Below are 17,291 nucleotides of genomic sequence, written 5' to 3'. Positions count from 1 at the left end.
AACAAGGGCATTCCGGAGGCGCGGACCATGAAGCTCGAGCTCAAGAAGATCGGCAACTCCACCGGCCTGATCCTGCCGAAGGAACTGCTCGCGCGCATGAACCTCGGCCAGGGCGACTGGCTCTACGTGACCGAGCTGCCGGACCAGGGCATCAAGATCAGTGCCTTCGATCCGGATCACGCCGAGGCGATGGACACGGCGCGCGAGCTGTTCAAGGAGTATCGCGAGACCTTCAAGGCGCTCGCCAAATGAGCGAGCCGCGCTGGCTCTCGGCCGCCCTGCTGATCGACGTCCATGCCGAGCAGTTGAAGCTCTTCGGCGGCCCCTCGGGCCTTAGGGACGAGGGATTGCTGGAATCGGCTGCGGCCCGTCCGCGCAACAAGTGGGCCTACGGCGTCACGGATCCGGCCGACCTCGCGGCCGCGCTCGCCTTCGGGCTCGCCCGCAACCATCCCTTCGTCGACGGCAACAAGCGAATCGCCTTCGCGGCGATGATGCTGTTCCTGAGGCTGAACGGCGTCCCGTTTCGGCCGAGCGCCACCGAGGCGACGGCCGCCATCCTCGCGCTCGCGGCGGGCGACCTCGACGAGGACGGTCTGGCGCGCTGGATCCGCGACGTGCTGGCAGGCGCTCGGGAAGGCTGACGACGGGGGCGGATGTCCCTCAGTCCTCGTCCTCCCCGTCGTCGTCCTCCTCGACGTTGACCACGCTGGCGATGCGCCAGCGGTCGCCCTGGCGGATCAGCGCGTAGTGGCAGGTGAAGTCCATCAGGACGACGCCCTCGTCGTCCTCCTGCTCCCACTCCACGGTGGCGAGCGCGGCGGTGCCCGACACGGCCAACGTCACTATCTCGAAGGAGGACAGCACGATGCCGGCCTCCTCGTGGACTTTGAGCAGGGCGGCGATGTTCTCGGCCATCTCGTCGGCGTCGGCGAAGACGTGGCCGATCCCGAACTGCCAGATCACCGCCGGATAGGCGAAACACGCGGTGACGGCCTCGCCGTCGTGGTCGTCGAAACCGCCGGCGTAGGTCTCGATCAGCGCCTCGATCTCCGTTTCCGGGTCCAGGTCGATCATGGTCTTCCTCCCTCGGGGGCCGAAGCACCCTGGCGGCGATCCTAGCGCAATTCGATGAAGCCATGGGAGCTTTTGCCACGCCGGCCACGGTCGCGACGCCGGCGGGGGCGTGACGCGACGGCCCGTCGGCCCTACATCTCCGCTCGAACCGCCCCGTCTCCTCCCGCCGCGACCCGGACCATGGCCCTCGACGACGAAAGAAACCGCTTCGGCGCCCGCGCCGCCCGCTACGGCCGTGTCGGCGCCAATCTCGGCGGCGCGGCCGCCCGGCTGGTGACGCAGCGCCTGTTCGGCGCGGAGGACGAACGCGGCGGCGCGGCGGCGCTGGCCGCCGCCCTCGGCGGCCTCAAGGGTCCGATCATGAAGGTGGCCCAGCTGCTCGCCACCATCCCCGAGGTGCTGCCGCCCGAGTACGCCGAGGAACTCGCCAAGCTGCAGTCCGACGCCCCGCCGATGGGTGCCGCCTTCGTCAAGCGCCGCATGGCCGCCGAACTCGGCCCCGACTGGGAGAGCCGGTTCGGCTCGTTCGAGCGCCAGCCGGTCGCCGCCGCCTCGCTCGGTCAGGTCCACCGCGCCACGACACGGGACGGTGCGCCGCTCGCGGTCAAGCTGCAGTATCCGGACATGGCCTCGGCGGTCGAGGCCGACCTCGCCCAGCTCGACGTCGCCTTCTCGCTGCACCGGCGGATGCGGCCGGCGATCGACACCAGCGAGGTGTTTCACGAGATCGCCGAGCGGATCCGCGAGGAACTCGACTACCGCCGCGAGGCCGCCAACGCCCGGCTCTACGGCGCGGTCTTCGCCGGCGACCCGCTCGTGCGCGTCCCGGCCGTCCACGGCGAGCTCTCCACCGGCCGGCTGCTCGCCCTCGAATGGCTCGACGGCCGCAAGCTGCTCGAGCACCGCGACGGCCCGCAGGCGCTGCGCGACCGGCTCGCGACCGCGATGTTCCGGGCGTGGTGGCACCCCTTCGCCCGCTTCGGCCTGATCCACGGCGACCCGCATCTCGGCAACTACACCGCCGCGGTCGATCCGGCGGCGCCCGAGGCGGCGCGGATCAACCTGCTCGACTACGGCTGCATCCGCATCTTCCCCGCCCGCTTCGTCGGCGGCGTCGTCGACCTCTACGGCGGCCTGCGCGACGGCGACGACGACCGGGTCGCCCACGCCTACGAGACCTGGGGCTTCCGCGGCCTGTCGCGCGAGTTGATCGACGCGCTGAACATCTGGGCGCGCTTCATCTACGGCCCGCTGCTCGACGACCGCGTCCGCACCGTCGCCGACGGGGTGAAGCCGGCCGAGTACGGCCGCCGCCAGGCCTTCGAAGTGCACCGGGTGCTGAAGGAGAAGGGCCCGGTGACGGTGCCGCGCGAATTCGTGTTCATGGACCGCGCCGCGATCGGCCTCGGCGGCGTCTTCATCCACCTTTCCGCCGAACTCAACTTCCACCGCCTGTTCGAGGCCGAGATCGCCGACTTCGACGCCGCCGCCCTCGCCGACCGGCAGACCCGCGCCCTCGCCGCGGCCGGGGTCGCCACCCCTCCCGCGTGAGGCCGCCTTGCGCCTTTAGCACGGGGCCGGGCCGCCACCCCGTCGGCGCGGCCCTGGAATCCGGCGGAATTCCCGCCCTCCCCTGCCGCCGCCGCGGCGGGGCGCGGCGATTTTTCGGTCCACCTTTGGTCGCCCCCTCGTTGCCGCTCGGCGGCGTCTCATGTAAACGCAGCAATCGACAGGCTTGTTCTTCAACGGGGAGCCCCGAGATGGCCGAGAACCACGGAAGCGCGATGGACTACGCCGAACACGAGCGCACCTATGCCATGTTCATCGGCATGGTGAAGTACGGCACGGCCGCGCTCGTCGTCCTCCTCGTCCTCATGGCGCTCTTCCTCCTCTGAAGCGCCAAGCGGGTCGAGTGCCTTTTCAACGGGCCGACCCGCCGCGCGACGGACAAGCCGGCGGAGTGTCGGCCCGCAACCGGTGTCGCCCCGTAGGGTCGAGTTTCCGCCGGTTGCCGCCGTCTGGAGGAGTTCCATGAAGATTGCCGTCCTGCGCGAGAGCGCAGCGGACGAGGGCCGCGTCGCCGCGACCCCCGATACCGTGAAGCGACTGATCGGCCTCGGCGCCGCCGTCTCCGTGGAGACCGGCGCCGGGACCCTGTCCCGCATCCCCGACGCCGACTACGCGGCCGCCGGGGCGACCGTCGCGCCGACGGCCGCCGAGGCCGCCACCGAGGCCGACGTCGTGCTGCTCGTCCGCCGTCCCGAGGCCGACCGGCTCGCGCTGGTGAAGCGCGGCGCCCTCGTCGTCGCCACCATGGACCCCTACGGCCACCAGGACGCGGTCAAGGCCATGGCCGACGCCGGCGTCACGGCCGTGGCGATGGAGTTCATGCCGCGCATCACCCGTGCGCAGGTGATGGACGTGCTGTCGTCCCAGGCCAACCTCGCCGGCTATCAGGCGGTGGTCGACGCCGCCGCCGAATACGACCGCGCCATGCCGATGATGATGACCGCCGCCGGCACCGTTCCGGCCGCGCGTGTCTTCGTCATGGGCGCCGGCGTCGCCGGCCTGCAGGCGATCGCCACCGCCCGCCGCCTCGGCGCCGTGGTGACGGCCACCGACGTCCGCCCCGCCGCCAAGGAGCAGGTGGAATCGCTCGGTGCCAAGTTCGTCGCCGTCGAGGACGAGGAATTCAAGCAGGCCGAGACCGCGGCCGGCTACGCCAAGCCGATGTCGGCGGAGTACCAGGCCAAGCAGGCCGCCCTCGTCGCCGAGCACATCAAGAAGCAGGACATCGTGATCACCACGGCGCTGATCCCGGGCCGGGCCGCGCCCCGCCTCGTGACCGCGGCGATGGTGGCCTCGATGAAGCCGGGCTCCGTGCTGGTCGACCTCGCGGTCGAGCGCGGCGGCAACGTCGAGGGCTCGGTCCCCGGTGAGATCGTGACCGTCGGCGACGGCGTGCGCATCGTCGGCCACCGCAACGTCCCAGGCCGCATCGCCGCGACCGCGTCGCAGCTCTACGCCAAGAACCTCTTCGCCTTCGTCGAGACGCTGATCGACAAGAAGGAGAAGAAGCTCGCCGTCAACTGGGACGACGAACTCGTCAAGGCCACCGTGCTGACGCGCGACGGCGCCGTCGTCCATCCCGCCTTCCAGAGCTGAGGGGGCACCTCCCATGGCTGACAAGACTCAGGCCGACCTCGCCATCGAGCAGGCCCGGCAGGCGGCCGACGCCGCCCTCAACGCCGCCACCCAGGCCCGCGAGGCGGTCAACGCCGCCTCCGGCGCCCTGCATCAGGGCCACCTCGACACCGTCGCCGACGGTGCCGGCGCCGCCGCCCACGCGCTCTCGGGCGGCGTGATCGACCCCTTCGTGTTCCGCCTCTCGATCTTCGTGATGGCGATCTTCGTCGGCTACTACGTGGTGTGGTCGGTGACCCCGGCCCTGCACACCCCGCTGATGGCCGTGACCAACGCGATCTCCTCGGTGATCATCGTCGGCGCGCTGCTCGCGGTCGGCGTCGAACTGCTCGCGCCGGGCACGGGCGTCGCCCGCGGCTTCGGCTTCCTCGCCGTCGTGCTGGCCTCGGTCAACATCTTCGGCGGTTTCCTCGTCACGAGCCGCATGCTCGCGATGTACAAGAAGAAGTCGTGAGGCCGCCGTCATGTCAGCCAACCTGTCGGCCCTCCTCTACCTGGTCTCGGGCGTCCTGTTCATCCTGGCGCTGCGCGGCCTCTCCAGCCCGGTGACGTCGCGCCGCGGCAACTATCTCGGCATGGCCGGTATGGCGATCGCCATCCTGACCACGCTGTTCTCGATCACGCCGTCCTTCGGGGCCTACGCGCTTATCGTGCTCGGACTCGCCATCGGCGGCGGCGTCGGCGCGGTGATCGCCCGCAAGATCGCCATGACGGCGATGCCGCAGCTGGTCGCCGCCTTCCACAGCCTCGTCGGCCTCGCCGCGGTGCTGGTGGCCGCCGGCGCGCTCTACGCCCCGACCGCCTTCGGCATCGGCGCGCCGGGCGAGATCCACGGCCAGGCCCTGGTCGAGATGAGCCTCGGCGTCGCCATCGGCGCGATCACCTTCACCGGCTCGATCATCGCCTTCATGAAGCTCGACGGCCGCATGAGCGGCAAGCCGATCCTGCTGCCGGGGCGTCACTTCATCAACGGCGGCCTCGCGCTGCTGCTCGTGGTGCTGATCGTCGTGCTGGTGCGCACCGAGAGCCATCTGGTGTTCTGGCTGATCGTGATCGCCTCGCTGGTGCTCGGCGGCCTGATCATCGTCCCGATCGGCGGCGCCGACATGCCGGTGGTCGTGTCGATGCTGAACAGCTACTCCGGCTGGGCGGCGGCGGGCATCGGCTTCACGCTCGGCAACACCGCGCTGATCGTCACCGGCGCGCTGGTCGGCTCGTCGGGCGCGATCCTCAGCTACATCATGTGCAAGGGCATGAACCGCAGCTTCGTCTCGGTCATCCTCGGCGGCTTCGGCGGCGAGGTGGCGGGCGCGGCCGGCGGGGCGGTCGAGCAGCGGCCGGTCAAGCAGGGCTCGGCCGAGGACGCGGCCTTCATCATGAAGAACGCCTCCAAGGTCATCATCGTGCCGGGCTACGGCATGGCGGTGGCCCAGGCCCAGCACGCGCTCCGCGAGATGGCCGACAAGCTCAAGCACGCCGGCGTCGAGGTCAAATACGCCATCCACCCGGTGGCGGGCCGCATGCCGGGCCACATGAACGTGCTGCTGGCCGAGGCCAACGTGCCCTACGACGAGGTCTTCGAGCTCGAGGACATCAACTCCGAGTTCGCCCAGGCCGACGTCGCCTTCGTCATCGGCGCCAACGACGTCACCAACCCGGCCGCCAAGACGGACAAGACCTCGCCGATCTACGGCATGCCGATCCTCGACGTCGAGAAGGCCGGCACGGTGCTGTTCGTCAAGCGCGGCATGGGTTCGGGCTACGCCGGCGTCGAGAACGAGCTGTTCTTCAAGGACAACACCATGATGCTCTTCGCCGACGCCAAGAAGATGGTCGAGAGCATCGTCAAGTCGATGGAATGAGGCGCGGGGGGACCGCCTCGGCGGTTCCCGGGCGCCGAAACGAAAGGGGGGCGGGGTCGCGTGCGACCCCGCCCCCTCGTCCTTTCCAGGGCCGGCCGGCGGCCGAACCCGAACCCTCCCGACTCACGCGGCCCTGAGGCCCTCGACGAAGTCGGCGACCTCCTGCTGCAGGACGCGCGACTGGTCGGACAGCTTGCCGGAGAGGCCCATCAGCTGGGTCGAGGCGGTGCCGGTCATCTCGGCGGCGGTGCCGACGCCGGCGATGTTGCCGGTGACGTCGGTGGTGCCGGTCGCCGCGCGCTGGGTGTTCGACGCGATTTCCTCGGTCGCCGCGCCCTGCTCCTCGACCGCGCCGGCGATTGCCGACGCCGACTGCTGGATCGAGCCGATCGTGCGCACGATCCGCGAGATCGAGTCCACCGTCGTGCCGGTCGCCGTCTGGATCTCGCCGATCTTGCGGCCGATCTCCTCGGTCGCCTTGGCGGTCTGGTTGGCGAGTTCCTTCACTTCCGCTGCGACGACCGCGAAGCCGCGGCCGGCCTCGCCGGCCCGCGCCGCCTCGATGGTGGCGTTGAGCGCCAGGAGGTTGGTCTGGGCGGCGATGTTCGAGATCAGCTCGACCACCTCGCCGATCTGCTGCGCCGAGTGGGCGAGGGCCTGGACGTTCTGGGTGCTGGCCTCGGCCTCGCGGGCCGCCGCGCTCGCCACCTCGGCGGACTGGCTGACCTGCTTGGAGATCTCGCGGATCGAGGCCGACAGTTCCTCGGCGCCGGCCGCGACGGTCTGGACGTTGGTGGAGGCCTCCTCGGCGGCGCCGGCGACGGCCTGGGCCTGCCGGGACGTCTCCTCGGCGGTGGCCGAGAGGTTGCGGGCGGCGTCGGCGACCTCGGTGGAGGACTTGGCGAAGCCGTCGGCGAGCTTCTCCATGCGGCCGACGAACCGCTCGGCGAGTTCGGCCCGGCGGCGCACCAGCGCCTCCTCGGCGGCCTTGGCGGTCTCCTGGGCCCGGCGGGCCTCCTCGGCGGCGCGGAGCGAATCGCGGAAGTTCAGGAGGGCCTTGCCCATCGCGCCGATCTCGTCGCCGCGCGCGGTACCGGCGATCTCGACGGCATACTCGCCGGCCTGGAGCTTCTGCATCACGCCGATGCCGTCACGAATCGGCAGGGCGATCATGCGGTTGAGGAAGTAGCCGGCGAAGAGGCCGATGGCGATCGTGGCGGCCACGGACGCGAGGACGCTGTAGCGGATGATCGCCTGCGAGGATTCCATCTCGGCAGCGCGGGTCGCGAGGAGAGACTCCTCGGCGCCCTTGAACTCGGCGAGCACGGATCGGATCGTGTCGAACGACGTCTTGCCGAGCCCGGCACGCTCGATATCGCGCGCCTGCTCCTGGGTGGCGGCGCTCTTCATCAGATCGATCGCCCGGTGCGACACGCCGGTCTGCCAGTCGTCGATCGCCTGCCCGAGCCGGCGCAGGCGGTCCTGCTGCTGGGCGTTGTCGCTGGTCAGGTCGGTCGCATCGTCGAGCGCGGCCTTCAGCGCGCGCTCGCCGTTCTTCAGCGGTTCGAGATTGCCCTCGTTGGCCGTCACCAAGTATCCTCGAAGACCGCTCTCCTGGTCGACCATGGACTGCAGGATCCGATCGGCCGCTGTCATGACCTTGTAGGTGTGGACGGTCCAGGTCACGTTCTGCGCCGCGACGCCGTTGGCCCACCAGATCGCGAAGCCCGTCACGATACTGGCCATCAGCATCGTCGCGAAGACGACGATCAACTTGGTTCGGATGCTGGCATTTGCGCCCATGATTCGTTTCCACCCCACATCTTTTCGGTTCCTGCGACCCACGTCGGGTCGGAGGAGCACACGAGAAATTTGTCGGACTAGGGTGAATGGATGGTTAAAAATCGACATTAATTCTTATCCGATTGCATTCCTCTGCGCCCGTAACTGCAGATCACCCCGGCCGTCCACCGTCATCCGCCCTTCAAACGGCCGGCCTAAACGGATCCCGGTCCGCGGATCGGGAGAACGATCGATGAAACGCCTGCTGCTCGCCTCCACTGCCCTCCTCGTCGCCGTCGCCGCGCAGGCCGCGGACGGCGTTCATTTCACCCACGTCGAGAAGGCGAACCCGCGCGAGGCCGGCAAGACCGCCGCCGACGTGCTCTCGCCCGAGATCGCTGAGGTCCCCGTCGCCACCGGCGCGATGATGCTGGAGAACCCGTCGGACCGGATCGCCTATTACGGCTACGGCTCCGACGGCCCGCTGTCGCCGGTGCCGGGCGACGTGCAGTCGAAGGTTCACAACGTCGAGGCCACCAAGACCGAGCCGGACAAGAACACCTACCTGGTGCTCGACGGCCAGAAGGGCGCCGACGAGACCTACGACTACGGCACCCACTTCCTGTTCCAGGGCCACGAGAACGGTCCGGGCGGCGGCGTGTTCGGTGCGCTGACCCGCGTCAACCTCGACGCCGACGAGGCGCACCGCGTCACGCTGATGGCCTCCGAGCAGGACAACGGCAAGCCGGTGCCGACCATCGACGGCTCGACCTTCGATCCCTTCGCCAAGGTGCTGCTGCTGACCTGCGAGGACGACGACAAGGGCGGCGTCTACGCCGCGACGCTCGACTTCCCGTCCAAGGTGACCGATCTCTCGGGCGTCATGGGCCGCGCCGGCTACGAGGGCGTCCAGGTCGCCTCCGACGGTTCGGTCTGGCTGGTCGAGGACGTCGGCGGCAAGGCCGGCGAGACCGCCAAGAACGCCAAGCAGCCGAACTCCTTCGTCTACCGCTTCGTGCCCACCGACAAGGCCGACCTCGGCGCCGGTGGCAAGCTGCAGGTGCTCCAGGTCGTCGGCAGCGACGGCGAGGCGATCGTGTTCCACAAGGACACCCGCGACGCCGACATCATGTCGGCCGGCATGAAGGCGCTGCACAGCTACGGCGCCGCGCTGAAGGCCCGCTGGGTCACCATCCACGACACCGCCAAGGACGCCTTCGCGGAGTTCGACGCCAACGCCGCCGCCAAGGCCGCCGGCGGCACGCCGTTCAAGCGCCCGGAGAACGCGCAGTTCCGTCCGGACACCGGCTTCGCCGAGTACTACTTCACCGAAACCGGCGACACCAACGCCAAGACCGAGGCCGGCGCCGAGTTCGGCGGCTTCGGCGCGGTGTTCAAGCTGGTCCAGGCCTCGCCGTCGGCCGACGAGGGCACGATCTCCCCGGTGATCGTCGGCGACGTCGAGCACACCGGCTTCGACAACATGGCCTTCGCCTCCAAGGACGCGCTGCTCGTCACCGAGGACGCCGGCGACAAGCTGCACAAGCAGCGCGACGCCCTCGACAGTGGCTGGGTCGTCGACGTCACCGCCGACTACTCCAAGCCCGACGTGAAGCCCGTGCGCTTCCTGGCCCAGGGCCGCGACGCCGCCGCCCTCCTCGACACCGAGATCAACGGCGGCGAGGGCTTCCAGAACGACGGCGACAACGAGATCACCGGCATCCACGTCTCGGACGGCGACGCCACCGTCGCCGGCCTGATCGGCACCAAGGTGCCGACGCCGTTCAAGGACGGCTGGCGCGTGTTCTACACCCACCAGCACGGCGGCAACGTCACCTACGAGATCGTCCCGGCCGATCCGTCCTGACGGGCGTCATCACGAGCGACCATGCGGAGGCCCCGGTCGTCGACCGGGGCCTTCGTCGTTCGGGCCGCCGCCCGCGAACCGCCGCACCACGATGGCGATCGCCCCGACGACGGCCCCGAGGGCGACCACCGCCGCGACGGCCGCCACGGGGACCGCGAGCAGGGTCGCACCGATCGCGAGCAGACCACCGCCGCCGTCGAGCAGCCCGCCGCCGACGTGCAGCAGCGCGGCGACGGCCAGGAGGGCGAGCGCGACGAGCACAGCGCGCCCGGGACGGCGCCAGCCGGGGCGGACGAGGAACAGGACGAAGTCGACGAGGTCGGAGAGATCCATGGCGGCCGTGCCTTACGGGACGCGGCCGACGGCGCGGCGGCGCCTCAGGACGCGCCGCGCTCGGTCGCCAGCGCGTCGCGGGCCGGCTTGTACTTCGGGTCGAGCACCAGCGCGCGGTTGATCGAGTTGCGGCCGGTGGCGACGTCGCCCGTGCGGACTTGGGCGATGCCGAGATTGGTCCAGAACACCGCCGACTTCTTGTTGCGGTTCACCGCGGCGGCGAAGTCGGTCAGGGCGGCCTTGTTGTCGCCGAGCGCGAGTTCGCTGAGGCCGCGGGCGTTGTAGGGCTCGGACGAGGTGGGATCGAGCGCGATGGCGGCGTCGAGGTCGCTCGAGGCGCGGGCGTGGTCGTTGCGGACCTGGTAGATCAGGGCGCGGTTGTAGTAGGCGCGCGCCTCCGAGGTGTTGAGCTGGATCGCCTGGTTCAGATCGGCCATGGCGAAGTCGTACTGGCCGGACTGCCGGTAGATCGTGCCGCGGCCGAGATAGGCGGCGGCGTAGGACGGGTTGATCTGGATCGCCTGATTGTAGTCGGCGAGCGCCTGCTGCGGCTGGCCGAGCTGGCGGTAGATCAGCGCGCGGTTGGTGTAGGCCTGATGGAAGCGCGGATCGAGCCGGATCGCGGTGGTGAAGTCGGCGAGCGCGTCCTGCAGGCGGCCGGACTTGCCGAAGGCGCTGCCGCGGACGTTGTAGTTGGCGGCGTTCTGCGGGTTCTGCTGGATCGCCGCGGTCAGCGAGCCGATGTTCGCCTCCGAGCCGACGTTGGCGTCGATCGGCGCCAGCGCGATCCGGGGACCGTCGTCCGTCGATCCGCAGCCGGCGAGCGCCAGCGCGGCGAGGAGGGCGGCGGCCGCTCCGGAACGGACGGGTCGGCGGGCGGTCGGCGTCATCCAGTCACTCCTCGTGCGGGCGTCGTCGCAGCCCAGCGCCGGCCGCGGGCCGGGGTTCGGATTCGTCTCGAGGCAGAATAGCGTATCGGCCGCCCGGAACCACCTCCGGAAACGGCGAAAAATCGAACCGGCGGGCGCCTTTCCGTCGAAAGGCCGCCCGGCCCGGACCCGTGTGGCCGGTTCGGCGCCGGTCAGCGCGCCCGTGCCGGCCGCGCGGCCACGAGGCCCTCGCGCTGGGCGCGCTTGCGCGCCAGCTTGCGGGCGCGCCGGACCGCCTCGGCCTTCTCGCGCGCCTTCTTCTCGGAGGGCTTCTCGTAGTGGCCGCGGAGCTTCATTTCGCGGAAGACGCCCTCGCGCTGCAGCTTCTTCTTCAGCGCCTTGAGAGCCTGGTCGACGTTGTTGTCGCGGACGAGTACCTGCACGCTCGGTTCTTCCCGTGAACGGTCGCGGCCGGACCCGGGACGGCGAGGTGCACCGAACACCCCACGGACCGGGCGATCGAAACGCGACGCTGACGACTGTCGAATGCGGATAGCCGAAGCCGTCCGCCGCGGTGGGACCACCGCGCGAGTGCGCGCTGGATAGCAGACGGCGCCGCCGATGTCCATCCGCGGGCGGCCGATCCGTTCATCCGCCGTCAATCCGCCACGGCTCAAGCTGAGGGAATCGACGAGGCCGCGCCGCCGATTCGGGTGGGCGCGCCGCAACGGAGGTCCGCTCGTCCATGTGCCGGTGGCTCGCCTATTCCGGGCGCCCGATCTTCCTCGAGACCCTGGTCTGCCGTCCCTGCCACTCGCTGGTGCACCAGAGCCACTCGGCCAACGAGTGCATCGCCGCCACCAACGGCGACGGCTTCGGCGTCGGCTGGTACGGCTCCTTCGCCGAGCCCGGCGTCTACCGCGACATCCTGCCGGCCTGGAGCGACGACAACCTCCGGAGCCTCTGCCGCCAGATCGCCTCGCCGCTGTTCTTCGCTCACGTCCGCGCCTCGACCGGGACCGCCACCAGCCGGGCCAACTGCCACCCCTTCACGAGCGGCCGCTGGCTGTTCATGCACAACGGCCAGATCGGCGGCTGGGAGCGGCTGCGCCGGCGCGTCGAGGCGATGCTGCCCGACGAGCGCTACGCCGAACGCCGCGGCACCACCGACAGCGAGGCGATCTTCCTGATGCTCGACCGCGACCGCCTCGCCGAGGACCCGGCCGCGGCGCTCGCCGACGCCCTCGGTGCGATCCGGGGCGCGATGGCGGAGGCCGGCGTCGCGGAACCGCTGCGCGTCGCCGCCGCCCTCGCCGACGGCGAGACGCTGACCGCGGTGCGCTACGCCTCCGACGACCGGCCGCCGACGCTCTACTGGCGCGTCGCCGACGGCGACGTCACCGTGGTCTCCGAACCGCTCGACGACGATCACGGCGGCTGGCAGGCGCTGCCGGCGCAGACCGCGCTGACGGTGCGCGCCGGCACCGTCGCGATCCAGCCCTTCGAGGTCCGTGCCGTCGCCTCGGCCCGCGCGGCGTGACCCGCCGTCAGCGCCGGACGCGGTTGACGTGGCCCATCTTGCGGCCGGGCCGCGCCTCGGTCTTGCCGTAGAGGTGCAGCCGCGCGTCCGGGTCCGAGACGATGGCGAGCCAGTCGGCGGCCTCGTCGCCGATCAGGTTCTCCATCACGGTGTCGCCGGTGCGCGCGGTCGAGCCGATCGGCCAGCCGGCGACGGCACGGACGTGGTTCTCGAACTGCGATGTGACCGCGCCGTCCTCGGTCCAGTGGCCGGAATTGTGCACCCGCGGCGCCAGTTCGTTGACGACGAGCCGCTCGCCGGCCTCGTCGCGCACCAGGAACATCTCGACGCCGAGCACGCCGACGTAGCCGAGCCGCTCCGCGATCCGCCGGCCGAGGGCGTCGGCGGCGGCGCGCGTCTCCGGCGCGACACGGGCGGGCACCACCGTCTCCTTGAGGATGTGGTTCTCGTGGCGATTCTCGCCGACGTCGTAGACGGCGACGTCGCCGGCCGCGCCGCGCACCACGATCGCCGACAGCTCGAGCGCGAAGGGCACCAGCCGCTCCAGCACGAGGTCGCGGCCGCCGAGGGCGGCGACCGCGGCGACGAGGTTGTCGCGCGTCGCGACCTTGGCCTGGCCCTTGCCGTCGTAGCCGAAGCGGCGGGTCTTCAGGATCGCCGGCAGGCCGCAAGTCGCGATCGCCGCGTCGACGTCGCCGACGCCGTCGATCGCGTGGAAGTCGGCGACGGCGACGCCGGCCGCGCGCAGGAAGGTCTTCTCGGCGACGCGGTCCTGGGCGGTGGCGAGCGCGTGGGCGTCCGGGAACAGCGGCCGGTGCGCGGCCAGCACGGCGGCCGTCGCCGCCGGCACGTTCTCGAACTCGTAGGTGACGACGTCGACCGCCTCGGCGAAGGCGGCCAGCGCGGCCGCGTCGTCGTAGGCCGCGACGGTGTGCGCGGCCGCCACCTCGAAGGCCGGGCTCGCCGGATCGGGGCAGTAGACGTGGACGCGAAGGCCGAGCCGGGCGGCGGCGAGCGCCATCATCCGCCCGAGCTGGCCGCCACCGAGCATGCCGATCACGGAACCGGGGGGAAGAGCCTCAGGCTTCATCGACGGGCACCTCGGCGACCGCCGCCGTCTGCGCCGCCCGGAAGGCGTCGAGCCGGTCGGCGAGGTCGGGATCGGACAGGGCGAGCACGGCGGCGGCGATCAGCGCCGCGTTGATCGCCCCGGGCTTGCCGATCGCAAGCGTACCGACCGGGATGCCGCCGGGCATCTGCACGATCGAATGCAGGCTGTCGACGCCGGAGAGCGCCTTGCTCTCGACCGGCACGCCGAATACCGGCAGCGGCGTCAGCGCCGCGGTCATGCCCGGCAGGTGGGCGGCGCCGCCGGCCCCGGCCACGATCACCTTGTAGCCAGCGGCCTTCGCCCCCTTGGCGAAGTCGTAGAGCCGGTCCGGGGTGCGGTGGGCCGAGACGATGCGGGCGTCGTAGCCGACGCCGAGCCGGTCCAGCGTCTCGGCGGCGTGGCGCATGGTCGCCCAGTCGGACTGGCTGCCCATGATGATGGCGATCGGCGGCGTCGTGGTCACGGCGGGACGGCCTCCTGCAAACTGGCCGGCGCCGGGCGCCGGACGTGACTGGCCGGCGCCGGGCGCCGGACGGGTCGCGAGGCCCCGGCGAGTAGCGGAAATGCGCGCCGCCGGCAAGCGCGCGGGCGCGCGCGCCGATTCTCCAGAGCCAACGGACCGGCCGCGCGGGGCCCGGTTCAAGCGATGATGTCGGGGACGATCTGGTCCTCGAGGAACTGGATGCGGTCCTTGAGCACGAGCTTGCGCTTCTTCAGCCGCTGGATCTGGATCGTGTCGCCCGAGCCGAGCGCGACCATGGCCGCGATCGCGGCGTCGAGGTCGCGATGCTCCTGCCTCAGGCGTGCGAGTTCGATCCGGACCTGCTGCTCCTCGTGCTCGGTCATACGCCACACCCTTCACGAACACGTCGTTGCGCGCGGCCGCACCGGGCCGCCCCCCTCGTGACACGACCTATACCAGAATCGCCGAGGACTTTCAGCGGGTCTCGAACTCGGATCGCACCGGGCCCCTTCAACTTCGGGACGGGCGCCCCCATCTCGTGTCATGATGCCACGGCGCCTCGGGGGCGGGGCGCCGAAGGACCGTCCGCGCACGGACGCCCCGGTCGCCCGCAACCGACGGTGGGCGAAATACCATGGCTTTTATAATTTTCTTTCAATGTTTACCGGTCTCACGGATTTTTTATTTCGCCGCCACACGGATTGCGGTCGACAACACGACGGTCTCGTGACAGACTTTTCCTTGTCGATGCGATCACGGAAGGAGGCCCTGATGTCGATTCAGTCGCACATTGCCGAGCTCGAGCGGCGCCATGCCGCTCTCGAACGAGAGCTGGAGGAAGCCCACCAGCACCCGAGCGTGGATGCCGTACGGCTCAAGGAGCTCAAGCGACGGAAACTGCATCTGAAGGACGAGATCGCCAAGCTGTCGCAGACGGTGCACTGAAGACGATCGGTCCGAGATCCCCCTCTCTGAACGAGGACGCCGCGGCCCCACGGGACCGCGGCGTTTTTCGTTTCCGCGATGGGTTCGGCCGCCGCCGGGCGTCGCGTCCGCGAGGGGCCGCCGCCGCTCAGGGCGTCGGCAGCGGCGCGAAGCCGGCGGGCATCGACAGCGTTGCCGGCGCGGCTGCACGGGCCTTGCGCGCCTTCTCGGCCGCCTGGAGGCGGTCGAGGCCGTAGGCGAGCCCGATCTGCACCGCGGCACCGACGGCGAGATAGGCGAGCTGTTCGCCGACCGAGAGCCCGCGGGCGAGCATCAGCACGTTGCCGACCATCGACAGCGCGGTGCCCACCCAGAACACCGGCAGCGCGTTGCGCCCTAGGAGGGCGAGCGGGTTGGTGGTCGAAAGCCCGCGCAGCCAGCCCATCACCGGGCTGTGGCCGACCACGTAGGCGAGCGACAGGATGTGCGCGAGCCGGGGCGCAGCGACCCAGGGCTTCTCGTTGATCTGGAAGTTGTGCGGCAGGAACGGGATCTCGGGGATGGTGCCGTAGAAGTTCCAGCGGTGGAAGATGCAGGCGCCGACGAGATAGGCGAGCGCCGCCCACCACAGCGGCCGGGAATAGGGCACCGGCGTGCGCTTCTCGAGGACGCGCAGGCCGACGAAGAAGCCGATCGCGAAGATCAGCTGCCAGGCGAAGGGGTTGAAGAACCAGCCGCCGGCGTCGGGGAAGTTCGGCATGTTCCAGCCGAACACCTGGGTGGCCGCGTAGAGCGCGACCGAGACCGCCAGCATCACCCGCGGCCCGACCGAGGCGAGCAGCATCATCGGCCCGACCACCACCAGCAGGCAGACGTACATCGGCAGGATGTTGTGGTAGCCGATCTGGTAGGTCATCAGCGGCAGACCGACCAGGGCGTGGAAGAAGTCGTCGCGGATCAGGTTCAGCCGGATCTCGTCGAACAGTTCGGGCTTGTCGTAGAGGAGGACACCGAGGGCGAAGATCGCCATGCCGACCACCGTCGAGGACAGGTGCGCGACGTAGAGCGTGCCGGCCCGCTTCAGCGTGCGGCCGACGGCCAGCAACGGCCGCCCGGCGGCGAAGCCGCGGAAATAGGCGAAGGCGGCCGCGACGCCGGCGAGCAGTACGAACAGCTCCGCCGAATCCGACAGCCCGAAATTCTTGTGCGTGAAGGGTTCCAGCACGTTGTTCGGGATGTGGTTGACGAAGATCGACAGCAGCGCGAAGCCGCGCAGCACGTCGATGCCGTTGTCGCGGCTTGATGTCGGCTTGGAAGACATGGTCACTCGCGGGTCCTGGAACGGCGACCGGCCGGCGCGGGACCTGCCGCACCCGGCTCTCCACCGATGCGACGACGTCTAAACGAGCGTTCCTGAAGCGGACATGAACGGAAGCGGCACGTTTCGCCGCACCGGTCACACCAGCCCGGCGACACCGTCCCAGATCAACTTGACCGCCACCGCGAGGATCGACCAGACCAGGATCCGGTAGAACGCCCGCTCGTCGATCACGGTCACGATCCGGACGCCGACGAAGGTGGAGACCACCGCGAGCGGGGCGAGCACCGCCGCGGTCGCCAGCGTCTCGGTGCCGAACTGGCCGAGGGCGGCGTAGGGCACCACCTTCACCGCGTTGAGGATGGCGAAGAAGATCGCCGACGAGCCGGCGTACATCACCGGATCGAGGCGCAGCGGCACGACGTAGGTCTGGTAGGGCGGTCCGCCGGCGTGGGCGACGAAGCTGGTGTAGCCGGCGAGCGTGCCCCAGACCTGGGCCGACAGGAACGACGGCCGCTTCGCCGTGGAGAAGCCCTCCGCCGAGGGTGCGGCCCGGCGGCGCCAGTGCTCGAACAGCCACAGCCGCGCGAGGAACGCGAGCGCGATCGTGCCGACGACGATGCGCACCGCGTCCTCCGGCACCACGCTGGCGGTGAGCCAGCCGAGGAAGGTGCCGAACAGACCGGCCGGCAGCAGCCGGATCACGATCGCGCGGTCGAAGCGGCGGCGGTAGGCCGCGACGGCGACCACGTCCATCACGAGAAGAATCGGCAGCATCAGTCCGGCGGCCTGCACCGGCGAGATCACCAGCGCCATCAGCGGCACCGCGGCGAAGCCGAAGGCGCCGCCGAAGCCGCCCTTGGACAGGCCGGCGAGGGCGACCGCCGGAACGGCGGCCACGTAGAAGAGCGGGTCGGTGATCATGGGCCGGGGAATCGGGG

General features: G+C 70.5%; 19 protein-coding genes and 1 pseudogene. 10 read left to right on the top strand and 10 right to left on the bottom strand.

Going from position 1 to position 17,291, the window contains the following annotated elements; genetic code table 11:
* The first annotated feature begins 27 nt into the window (after window positions 1-27).
* On the top strand, window positions 28-252 hold the full coding sequence (locus EDD54_RS09510) for an AbrB/MazE/SpoVT family DNA-binding domain-containing protein (protein ID WP_126540946.1): 225 nt from the start codon (window positions 28-30) through the stop codon (window positions 250-252).
* Window positions 249-644: a type II toxin-antitoxin system death-on-curing family toxin gene (locus EDD54_RS09505; protein WP_126540945.1), complete on the top strand. Its 396-nt coding sequence runs from the start codon at window positions 249-251 to the stop codon at window positions 642-644. Before EDD54_RS09510 ends, EDD54_RS09505 begins: the two co-directional genes overlap by 4 nt.
* Window positions 645-663: 19 nt before the next feature.
* Here EDD54_RS09505 and EDD54_RS09500 read toward each other — a convergent pair whose 3' ends face one another.
* The gene (locus EDD54_RS09500; RefSeq protein WP_133673990.1) at window positions 664-1,077 is read right to left on the bottom strand and encodes a nuclear transport factor 2 family protein; all 414 of its coding nucleotides are present in this window, start codon (window positions 1,075-1,077) and stop codon (window positions 664-666) included.
* Between the two features lie 180 nt (window positions 1,078-1,257).
* On the opposite strand from EDD54_RS09500, the gene EDD54_RS09495 reads away from it, so the two are divergent.
* The 5 genes and pseudogenes from EDD54_RS09495 to EDD54_RS09475 all read left to right on the top strand — a co-directional run bounded on the left by EDD54_RS09495 (window position 1,258) and on the right by EDD54_RS09475 (window position 6,143).
* Window positions 1,258-2,628 carry an ABC1 kinase family protein gene (locus EDD54_RS09495; RefSeq protein ID WP_126540943.1) on the top strand — a complete coding sequence of 457 codons (1,371 nt, stop codon included), beginning with the start codon at window positions 1,258-1,260 and terminating at the stop codon, window positions 2,626-2,628.
* 209 nt (window positions 2,629-2,837) lie between these two features.
* A pseudogene (locus tag EDD54_RS09490) lies at window positions 2,838-2,957 on the top strand (aa3-type cytochrome c oxidase subunit IV); the annotation flags it as partial.
* Between the two features lie 151 nt (window positions 2,958-3,108).
* Complete coding sequence (locus tag EDD54_RS09485) at window positions 3,109-4,242, top strand: Re/Si-specific NAD(P)(+) transhydrogenase subunit alpha (RefSeq protein ID WP_126540941.1); 1,134 nt, start codon at window positions 3,109-3,111, stop codon at window positions 4,240-4,242.
* 13 nt (window positions 4,243-4,255) lie between these two features.
* Entirely contained in the window at window positions 4,256-4,735 is a 480-nt protein-coding gene (locus tag EDD54_RS09480; RefSeq protein ID WP_126540940.1) for an NAD(P) transhydrogenase subunit alpha part 2, read from the top strand.
* Between the two features lie 10 nt (window positions 4,736-4,745).
* On the top strand, window positions 4,746-6,143 hold the full coding sequence (locus tag EDD54_RS09475; protein WP_126540939.1) for an NAD(P)(+) transhydrogenase (Re/Si-specific) subunit beta: 1,398 nt from the start codon (window positions 4,746-4,748) through the stop codon (window positions 6,141-6,143).
* A 123-nt stretch (window positions 6,144-6,266) separates the two neighbouring features.
* Here EDD54_RS09475 and EDD54_RS09470 read toward each other — a convergent pair whose 3' ends face one another.
* A complete protein-coding gene (locus tag EDD54_RS09470) occupies window positions 6,267-7,946 on the bottom strand; it encodes a methyl-accepting chemotaxis protein (protein ID WP_165644486.1) in 1,680 nt (559 codons plus the stop codon).
* 232 nt (window positions 7,947-8,178) lie between these two features.
* Here EDD54_RS09470 and EDD54_RS09465 point away from each other — a divergent pair, with 232 nt between their 5' ends.
* Window positions 8,179-9,792 carry an alkaline phosphatase PhoX gene (locus EDD54_RS09465; protein WP_165644485.1) on the top strand — a complete coding sequence of 538 codons (1,614 nt, stop codon included), beginning with the start codon at window positions 8,179-8,181 and terminating at the stop codon, window positions 9,790-9,792.
* Window positions 9,793-9,801: 9 nt separating this feature from the next.
* Here EDD54_RS09465 and EDD54_RS09460 read toward each other — a convergent pair whose 3' ends face one another.
* The 3 genes from EDD54_RS09460 to rpsU form a co-directional block, all read right to left on the bottom strand.
* The gene (locus tag EDD54_RS09460) at window positions 9,802-10,125 is read right to left on the bottom strand and encodes a hypothetical protein (protein WP_126540936.1); all 324 of its coding nucleotides are present in this window, start codon (window positions 10,123-10,125) and stop codon (window positions 9,802-9,804) included.
* A 44-nt stretch (window positions 10,126-10,169) separates the two neighbouring features.
* The gene (locus EDD54_RS09455; RefSeq protein ID WP_126540935.1) at window positions 10,170-11,015 is read right to left on the bottom strand and encodes a tetratricopeptide repeat protein; all 846 of its coding nucleotides are present in this window, start codon (window positions 11,013-11,015) and stop codon (window positions 10,170-10,172) included.
* Window positions 11,016-11,206: 191 nt separating this feature from the next.
* Entirely contained in the window at window positions 11,207-11,437 is a 231-nt protein-coding gene (gene rpsU, locus EDD54_RS09450; RefSeq protein WP_126540934.1) for a 30S ribosomal protein S21, read from the bottom strand.
* A 302-nt stretch (window positions 11,438-11,739) separates the two neighbouring features.
* On the opposite strand from rpsU, the gene EDD54_RS09445 reads away from it, so the two are divergent.
* The gene (locus EDD54_RS09445) at window positions 11,740-12,534 is read left to right on the top strand and encodes a class II glutamine amidotransferase (protein ID WP_126540933.1); all 795 of its coding nucleotides are present in this window, start codon (window positions 11,740-11,742) and stop codon (window positions 12,532-12,534) included.
* 7 nt (window positions 12,535-12,541) lie between these two features.
* Here the strand turns inward: EDD54_RS09445 and EDD54_RS09440 are convergent, their stop codons facing one another.
* The 3 genes from EDD54_RS09440 to EDD54_RS09430 all read right to left on the bottom strand — a co-directional run bounded on the left by EDD54_RS09440 (window position 12,542) and on the right by EDD54_RS09430 (window position 14,491).
* Entirely contained in the window at window positions 12,542-13,624 is a 1,083-nt protein-coding gene (locus EDD54_RS09440) for a 5-(carboxyamino)imidazole ribonucleotide synthase (RefSeq protein ID WP_126540932.1), read from the bottom strand.
* Window positions 13,614-14,078: a 5-(carboxyamino)imidazole ribonucleotide mutase gene (gene purE, locus EDD54_RS09435; protein ID WP_126541932.1), complete on the bottom strand. Its 465-nt coding sequence runs from the start codon at window positions 14,076-14,078 to the stop codon at window positions 13,614-13,616. The genes EDD54_RS09440 and purE overlap by 11 nt, the downstream gene beginning before the upstream one ends.
* Before the next feature lie 206 nt (window positions 14,079-14,284).
* On the bottom strand, window positions 14,285-14,491 hold the full coding sequence (locus EDD54_RS09430) for a YdcH family protein (protein ID WP_126540931.1): 207 nt from the start codon (window positions 14,489-14,491) through the stop codon (window positions 14,285-14,287).
* Window positions 14,492-14,879: 388 nt separating this feature from the next.
* Here EDD54_RS09430 and EDD54_RS09425 point away from each other — a divergent pair, with 388 nt between their 5' ends.
* Window positions 14,880-15,053 carry a YdcH family protein gene (locus tag EDD54_RS09425; protein WP_126540930.1) on the top strand — a complete coding sequence of 58 codons (174 nt, stop codon included), beginning with the start codon at window positions 14,880-14,882 and terminating at the stop codon, window positions 15,051-15,053.
* Window positions 15,054-15,180: 127 nt separating this feature from the next.
* On the opposite strand, the gene EDD54_RS09420 is transcribed toward EDD54_RS09425, so the two are convergent.
* The gene (locus tag EDD54_RS09420; RefSeq protein ID WP_245515740.1) at window positions 15,181-16,353 is read right to left on the bottom strand and encodes an OpgC family protein; all 1,173 of its coding nucleotides are present in this window, start codon (window positions 16,351-16,353) and stop codon (window positions 15,181-15,183) included.
* Between the two features lie 135 nt (window positions 16,354-16,488).
* The gene (locus tag EDD54_RS09415) at window positions 16,489-17,274 is read right to left on the bottom strand and encodes a sulfite exporter TauE/SafE family protein (protein WP_126540928.1); all 786 of its coding nucleotides are present in this window, start codon (window positions 17,272-17,274) and stop codon (window positions 16,489-16,491) included.
* Between the last annotated feature and the right edge of the window lie 17 nt (window positions 17,275-17,291).

Origin of the sequence: Oharaeibacter diazotrophicus, from assembly GCF_004362745.1 — a bacterium.
GTDB classification, from domain to species: Bacteria; Pseudomonadota; Alphaproteobacteria; order Rhizobiales; family Pleomorphomonadaceae; genus Oharaeibacter; species Oharaeibacter diazotrophicus.
This window is presented reverse-complemented; position numbering and strand designations above follow the sequence as displayed.